This window comes from Novosphingobium nitrogenifigens DSM 19370, assembly GCF_000192575.1.
Lineage (GTDB): Bacteria > Pseudomonadota > Alphaproteobacteria > Sphingomonadales > Sphingomonadaceae > Novosphingobium > Novosphingobium nitrogenifigens.
Window position 1 is genome coordinate 1 of the sequence record NZ_GL876928.1, and the last position, 5,655, is coordinate 5,655.

5 protein-coding genes and 2 pseudogenes are annotated in these 5,655 nt (G+C 64.5%); 2 read left to right on the forward strand and 5 right to left on the reverse strand.

The window, feature by feature from the left end:
• Together Y88_RS07870 and Y88_RS07875 are read right to left on the reverse strand one after the other, a co-directional pair.
• Positions 1-696: ArdC family protein (locus Y88_RS07870; protein ID WP_050805621.1), on the reverse strand; the 696-nt coding region annotated here is incomplete at its 3' end.
• 103 nt (positions 697-799) lie between these two features.
• The gene (locus Y88_RS07875; RefSeq protein ID WP_008067940.1) at positions 800-2,824 is read right to left on the reverse strand and encodes a ParB/RepB/Spo0J family partition protein; all 2,025 of its coding nucleotides are present in this window, start codon (positions 2,822-2,824) and stop codon (positions 800-802) included.
• 219 nt (positions 2,825-3,043) lie between these two features.
• On the opposite strand from Y88_RS07875, the gene Y88_RS07880 reads away from it, so the two are divergent.
• On the forward strand, positions 3,044-3,358 hold the full coding sequence (locus tag Y88_RS07880; RefSeq protein WP_008067945.1) for a type II toxin-antitoxin system MqsR family toxin: 315 nt from the start codon (positions 3,044-3,046) through the stop codon (positions 3,356-3,358).
• A gap of 1 nt (position 3,359) precedes the next feature.
• Positions 3,360-3,851, forward strand: coding sequence for a type II TA system antitoxin MqsA family protein (locus Y88_RS07885; RefSeq protein WP_008067947.1), 492 nt, complete (start codon positions 3,360-3,362; stop codon positions 3,849-3,851).
• Between the two features lie 21 nt (positions 3,852-3,872).
• Here Y88_RS07885 and Y88_RS19825 read toward each other — a convergent pair whose 3' ends face one another.
• The 3 genes and pseudogenes from Y88_RS19825 to Y88_RS19835 form a co-directional block, all read right to left on the reverse strand.
• Positions 3,873-4,673: a hypothetical protein gene (locus Y88_RS19825; RefSeq protein WP_018076186.1), complete on the reverse strand. Its 801-nt coding sequence runs from the start codon at positions 4,671-4,673 to the stop codon at positions 3,873-3,875.
• A 63-nt stretch (positions 4,674-4,736) separates the two neighbouring features.
• Positions 4,737-4,814, reverse strand: a pseudogene (locus tag Y88_RS19830) (hypothetical protein); the annotation flags it as partial.
• Positions 4,815-4,873: 59 nt separating this feature from the next.
• Positions 4,874-5,563: pseudogene (locus Y88_RS19835) on the reverse strand (strawberry notch C-terminal domain-containing protein); the annotation flags it as partial.
• Positions 5,564-5,655 lie beyond the last annotated feature (92 nt).

Sequence of the window (5,655 nt, forward strand, 5' to 3'; positions counted from 1 at the left end):
GGCCACGAGTTCTTCGCGCGCGCGAATGCTGCGCTCCTTATGATAATCGCGCAGCGTCTCACGGGCTAACCTGTCCACATGTCCACTCGCGTGCGTGACCTCATGTGCGAGTGTGGACACGAGGTCGAGGTCATGGTCGAAAGCCGTGCGTTCGGGCATGAAGACCTTGTCGATGTCGGGGCGATAATAGGCGTCGTGCAGGCCGTATTCGACCGGGACGCCGAGCCCTTCGAGGAAGATCAGCGCATCGGCGACCGAGGTGCTGATGGGCGCGACCTCCTTCTCGGTGGCCTCCTCGGCGCCGTCCACCTGATCGAGGTTGAAGACGACGAAGCTGCGCGCGAAGAAGCGGGCGCGGCTGTCGCCTTCGCTGCCAGCTTCCACGGCGGCATCGCCGCGCTCGACCTTCTTCCAGAGGATGACGTGGGTGCCGATCTCACCCTTTCGAACCTGTCCGCCATGGGCGCGCCACTGCTGATAGGTCGCCCAGATGCCCGAGGCATAGCCGCAGGCATCGGCCGTGGCCCAGAGGACAAGGCGGTTGATGCCGGAATAGCGCCGGCCAGCCACGCTGGTCGGGCGCATGACCGGCGCGCCGGAATGGTGCCAGGGCATTCGCCATTCGCCCGCGCCGGATTCGATCGCGGCGACAAGCTGGGCGGTGACGGTGGCGTAAATGTCGTGACGGGGCTTCATGGAATGTTCTCCTCCTGATCCGAGCTGTGCTCACGGACAAGCGATCCTCCTCCCGCTCTGACGCGGATGGAGGATCGGTTCGGTGACTGTTTGAGGTTGAGGGTTAGGCCGCTTGATTGAGCGGGTCGTCGACATCGTTCTGGTTGGCCGCGTCGAGCGGCATGTCCCCGGCATCCTCATACCCGTCGTCGAGGGCTATCCCGCTGTCGATCAGATCACCCGCAACGCCGTCAAAGCGCATCGCATCGGGAACCCATGCGAGCGCCTTGGCCTTGATCTCCGGCTCGATGATCGTGTCGCCCGAACACAGGCGCGCGGCAGCCGTCGCCAGTTCAGACTTCTTCGCCGCCGCATAGCGCAGGGCGATTTCGGGATCGAACTGCCCGAGGATGCTAAGGATCTGCGCCTTTTTGATCCGGTCAAAGAAGTTTTCCGCACCCGGCCGCCAGTGCTGGGCCATGTCGATGCCGATCTCGGCGCCCAAGCGGCTTTGGAAGGTGCAGGCGTGCATGCCGCTCGCAAGGCTCGCCTTGAGGCTCTGACTGACGGCATAGGCGAGCCAACCCGCCTTCACGCCATCGTCCAGCGACCGGAAGGCGAGGAAGGAGGCGAAGCTGTCCTCCTCGCTCGCCCAGTCATTGGGCAGGCTGGCGCGCTGCTGTTCGAGTTCGGTCACAGCGGGGCCCGCCGGAATGCCGGTCAGGCCCGATGGCTCGTTGCGGTCGGTGATGCGGATGGTGCAGCCCGTGTCCGAATGGCCGAAATGGCCGGCGTGGTCGCGGGCCAGGCTGAAGATCGCGAGATCGAGCGCCAGCGCCGGATCATGGGCGATGTGGAGCGCCAGCACGTCGCGGCGATCCTTGGCCATCTGCTCTTCGAGCGAGCGTGGCAGGCTGGCCGAAGGCGCGAGTTCGTCGCCCTCGATCTCGTCGCCGCCCACGGGCTCGCCCGAAGCGGAGGGCCGCCGCGCGGGCTTGGCCGAGGTGTAGTAGGTTTCGAGAAGGCGCGGCTGCCCATCCTTGCCCAGCACGAGGAAGGTGCCGACGTTGGGCTTGTCCTCTTCGGGGATGAGCAATTCGGTGTCGGCAAGCCGATCATGCTCGGTATCGAGCGCATTGTATTCCGCCTCCAGCGCCTCGACATCATCGCCGTCATCGGGCGCGTCGAGGATCTCGGCGATCTCGGTCATCCGATCCGAGATTTCGTCCATGCGGGCCTGTGCTTCAGCGCTGGGCTCGGCCCGGCGCGGCCAATAGGCATGGAGATCCTTGGTTTCGTCATAGGTGACATGGGTGGCCAGCGTGGGCTTCACCCAGGCGAGCTTGGAGCCGAGTTCGGCGACCTCGGCCTCATACGCCAGCTTCTTGGCGGCGAGGTCCATGGCGAGATCGCCATCGAGCCACCAGCCTTCGCCCTCCGCGGCGAAAAGATCGCGCTCGATCCGGCCACCGCAAGCGACATACTCGGCCTCACCGAGAAAGCGCGCGATGGGATGATCGGCCGAGAGGCTTTCCTCAGCAATCGCGCGGCGGATCGCTTGGGGATTGTCGGCCTGCCAGCTCGTCGACAGACGCTCCCACGCCGCTGCCTGCCGCTCGCGGTCGCCGGTCGAACCATAGGCCATGGCGACATCGAGCGTGATGTCACCATCGGCGAGCGCCGCGAAGATCGGCTCGGCCAGATCGGCAAGGCGCAAGCGGCCCTGCACATGGCGAACGGTGACGCCGAAGCGACGCGCCACAGCTTCGGCATCAGCACCGCTATCGACGATGTCGCGATAGGCCCGCGCCTCATCCGCCGGCGTCATGGCTTCGCGGATCAGGTTTTCCGCGAGGCTGATTTCGCGCGCGACGGCATCCTCGTTCTCGCAAAGACGCACGTCGATGGCGTAATCCTTGGGAAGCACGCCGCGTTCGATCAACCGGCCGATTGCCCGCCAGCGGCGGCCACCGGCATGGACATCGTAGAGCGTCTTCTTACCCGCCGAGGGGCTGACGATCAGCGGCTGCAACAGGCCGTGTTCGGCAATGCTGGCGGCCAGGGCCTCAAGGCCCGCGTCGCCATTGGCCTTGCGAACATTGTTCTCGGAAAGACGCAGCTTGGCGTGCGTCAGGGTGGTGGACTGCATGATAGGGTCTCCCGCGCTGGGGTCGAGAGGCCCGGATCATGGAGACGCTTTCGCCTCCAGGGGGCCTCGCCCCCATGGCTTTCCCCTTTTCTCTGGGCGTTTGTTTCCTCACGGCGCGTGGGGCGCTAAGGCAGCAATCCGAACAGTTTGTATGGCCGATTCCCCCGTGCAGCCTTGCAAATGCGCCTCTTGAAAAATGACCTTTAAGGTGTATTAGAGATGCCGGTAAAGCGGACCCCGCACCATGACCTCAAAGCGATCCAGGCCAAGTTCGCCGATGTGGACACGCTTGAGATCACGAGCAAGGCGGCCCGCGATGCCCAGAAGATCGGCTATTCGCTCGAGGATATTGTCGATGTCGTGCAGGCGCTGGAACCGGGCGATTTCATCAAGTCCGAGACAGCGCACAACCCGCCGAACCATCGGCTGTGGCACGACACCTACAACATCCCCTGCGATGGCCTGTGGCTGTATCTGAAGTTTGCCGGCGAGACGCTGATCGATGTCGTGCTGACATCCTTCAAGGAGGTTTGAGATGAGCGAGACGCGAATTCACCCCGAGACGGGGCAGGAACTGCGCCGCGACACGCGCCCGCAGACGGTGTGCGTCGGCTCGCTCTCGCGCGTCGTCGAGGTGCCGGGCTGGTATCCCGAAGGCGATGGCGATGCCATTCATAGTGGCGAGGATCTGCGTGCCTATAACGAAGCGTTCAAGGAACTGCGCGAGGCCTATGCCGCCCGCATCAAGACCGTGCGCAAGAAGCTGGGCCTGACCCAGGAAGAGGCTGGCGTCATCATCGGCGGCGGCAAGCGGGCGTTCCAGAAGTATGAAAGCGGGCGCACGCCGCCGAGCGACGCGGCGGTAGGCCTGATCGAAATTCTGGCCCGTCATCCTGAGGAGGTCGCAACTCTGCGATCATTCCGCATGACGGCCCCGAAAGCCATTGCGCAGGATACGCGGCACGAAGGCTCGGCATTACCTGTTGGCAAGCGCATCAAGCGCGGCGTGCGCAACGCCGCAGCTTGAAGGCTTCTCTCTGAGCAGCCGCTAAGCCGCCAGTGCCGCCACGATGTCGCAGGCGCTGTTCACCGGCATGAACAGCCGGGTCTGATAGGCGATGATCTCGGTGAAACAGCCTTTGGCCTTCCACGAAGGCAAAGCGCGGGGATCAAAGCCGATGACCTCAAGCCGCTGTTCGCCATTCACACGCGAACGCTTGAGGCTGGTGCCAGACAAGGCATCGATAGGCACCACCTTACCTGCCAGCGCGGCCTCCACCAGTTGGTCGGGCGACAGCGCAATCCGATCACCGATACCCAGCTTGTCGAGCAGCATGTTGACCGCCTCGGCGGGCACGATGCGGCCGAGCAAAGACCGGCCATCCTGGGTGACGAGGCGGCGGACCTGCGCCTCATCGCCCAGCAGGTTCCAGATCGGCAGAAGGCGGCCGGTCGCAAGATAGAAGCGCTCGGTATAGGGTTTGGCCGCCAGATCATCGGCCTCAGTCTGCCAAGACTGCTCGAAGACCTCACGCTCGCAATCGTCCCAATGGCTCTCGGCAAGTTCGTCGGCGGTGAGCCAGCTTCGCCCACTAGGCCGATGCAGCGTGAAACTGGCAACTGGTGTGCCATCGTCCATCAGGCGCGTGCGATCTGGCATCAACAGCGCCACGCGCGAAGAGCGGCCATTGCGCAGCAGCCGGGTCTTGGGGCCGATGCGCTTCACGATCTCGGCAAGCGATGTGACCTTGGGCGCCCACTGCGCTTCGAGGGTCAGAAGCTGGGTCAAGGCGCCATTGGCATCCTCACGCAGGATCCGCTCCTCGATGATGGCCAGCTTGTCGGCCACCAAGGTCTCGACGCCGGCATCGAAGGTGCCTGCCTTGCGAGCCGCATCGATCCGCGCCTCAACCAGCCCCAGGAATTCATCGAAGACGGCGTTCTGGAGCGCGATGGGCAGCGCCAGAATACGGTTGAGCCAGCGCTGGATCGGCGGGCGATGGTCGAGATGAAACGCCGTTCACCACGACAATCGGTGGTGACGGGACGAAACACCGGAGCCGACGCCTGATGCGTTCGGTTGGTCCGGCCAAGCCCCTGGATGGCGCGGTCGGCGCGCCAGCCCGGCTCTAGCAGGAAGTGCATCCGGCGCTGCTGGTTCTTGGCATCAAGGCTCGCATGGTAGGAGCGCCCCGTGCCACCGGCATCTGAGAAGACGAGGATGCGCTTGGCTCTACCCATGAAGGCATTGGCATCGGCAAGCGACTGGTTGGCGGTGCGCGATTCAAGCCGCTGGCTGCCGTCGGGCAAGGTCACCAGGCGGCGCGTGCGACCGGTGATCTCGGCCACGGCATCGGTGCCGAAGCGAGAGATGATCGCATCGAGCGCGGGGACGATCGGCGGCAGTGCGCCCAGCAGTTCCAGCGTTTCAGCCTTGATCCGCAAGGCCTCCTGCGAATGCACCGGATTGCCCGCCTCATCGACCATCGGGCGTGAACGCTCATTGCCGTCCTCGTCCCAGTAGCTTTCCATGGCGCGGGTCGGGAACGCATTGTCGAGATAATCCGCCACGATCTCGCGGGGCGAAAGGTCGAGCAGGATCTCGGCACGGTCCTCGGCGGAGAGATCGGCCAGGCGGCGGTCGAGCAAGGCCTCGGCGGTCGAGACCAGTTGGATGACGACGCTGTGGTCGGTAGCCAGCGCCTCCTCGATAGCGGGCAGCAGCGAGAGCAGCTTCATCGACAGTAGGAGCTGGCCAAAGAAGCGCTGCTTCGAGCTCTCGAAGCGCGAGCGGGCTGCCGACAGCGCCTGGCCATTGAGGGTCTTGCCTT

What these genes read in the sequence shown, in the direction of transcription:
- Y88_RS07875 (WP_008067940.1), bottom strand. Translation starts at nt 2,824, where the DNA reads ATGCAGTCCACCACCCTGACGCACGCCAAGCTGCGTCTTTCCGAGAAC.
- Y88_RS07885 (WP_008067947.1), top strand. Translation starts at nt 3,360, where the DNA reads ATGAGCGAGACGCGAATTCACCCCGAGACGGGGCAGGAACTGCGCCGC.
- Y88_RS07880 (WP_008067945.1), top strand. Translation starts at nt 3,044, where the DNA reads ATGCCGGTAAAGCGGACCCCGCACCATGACCTCAAAGCGATCCAGGCC.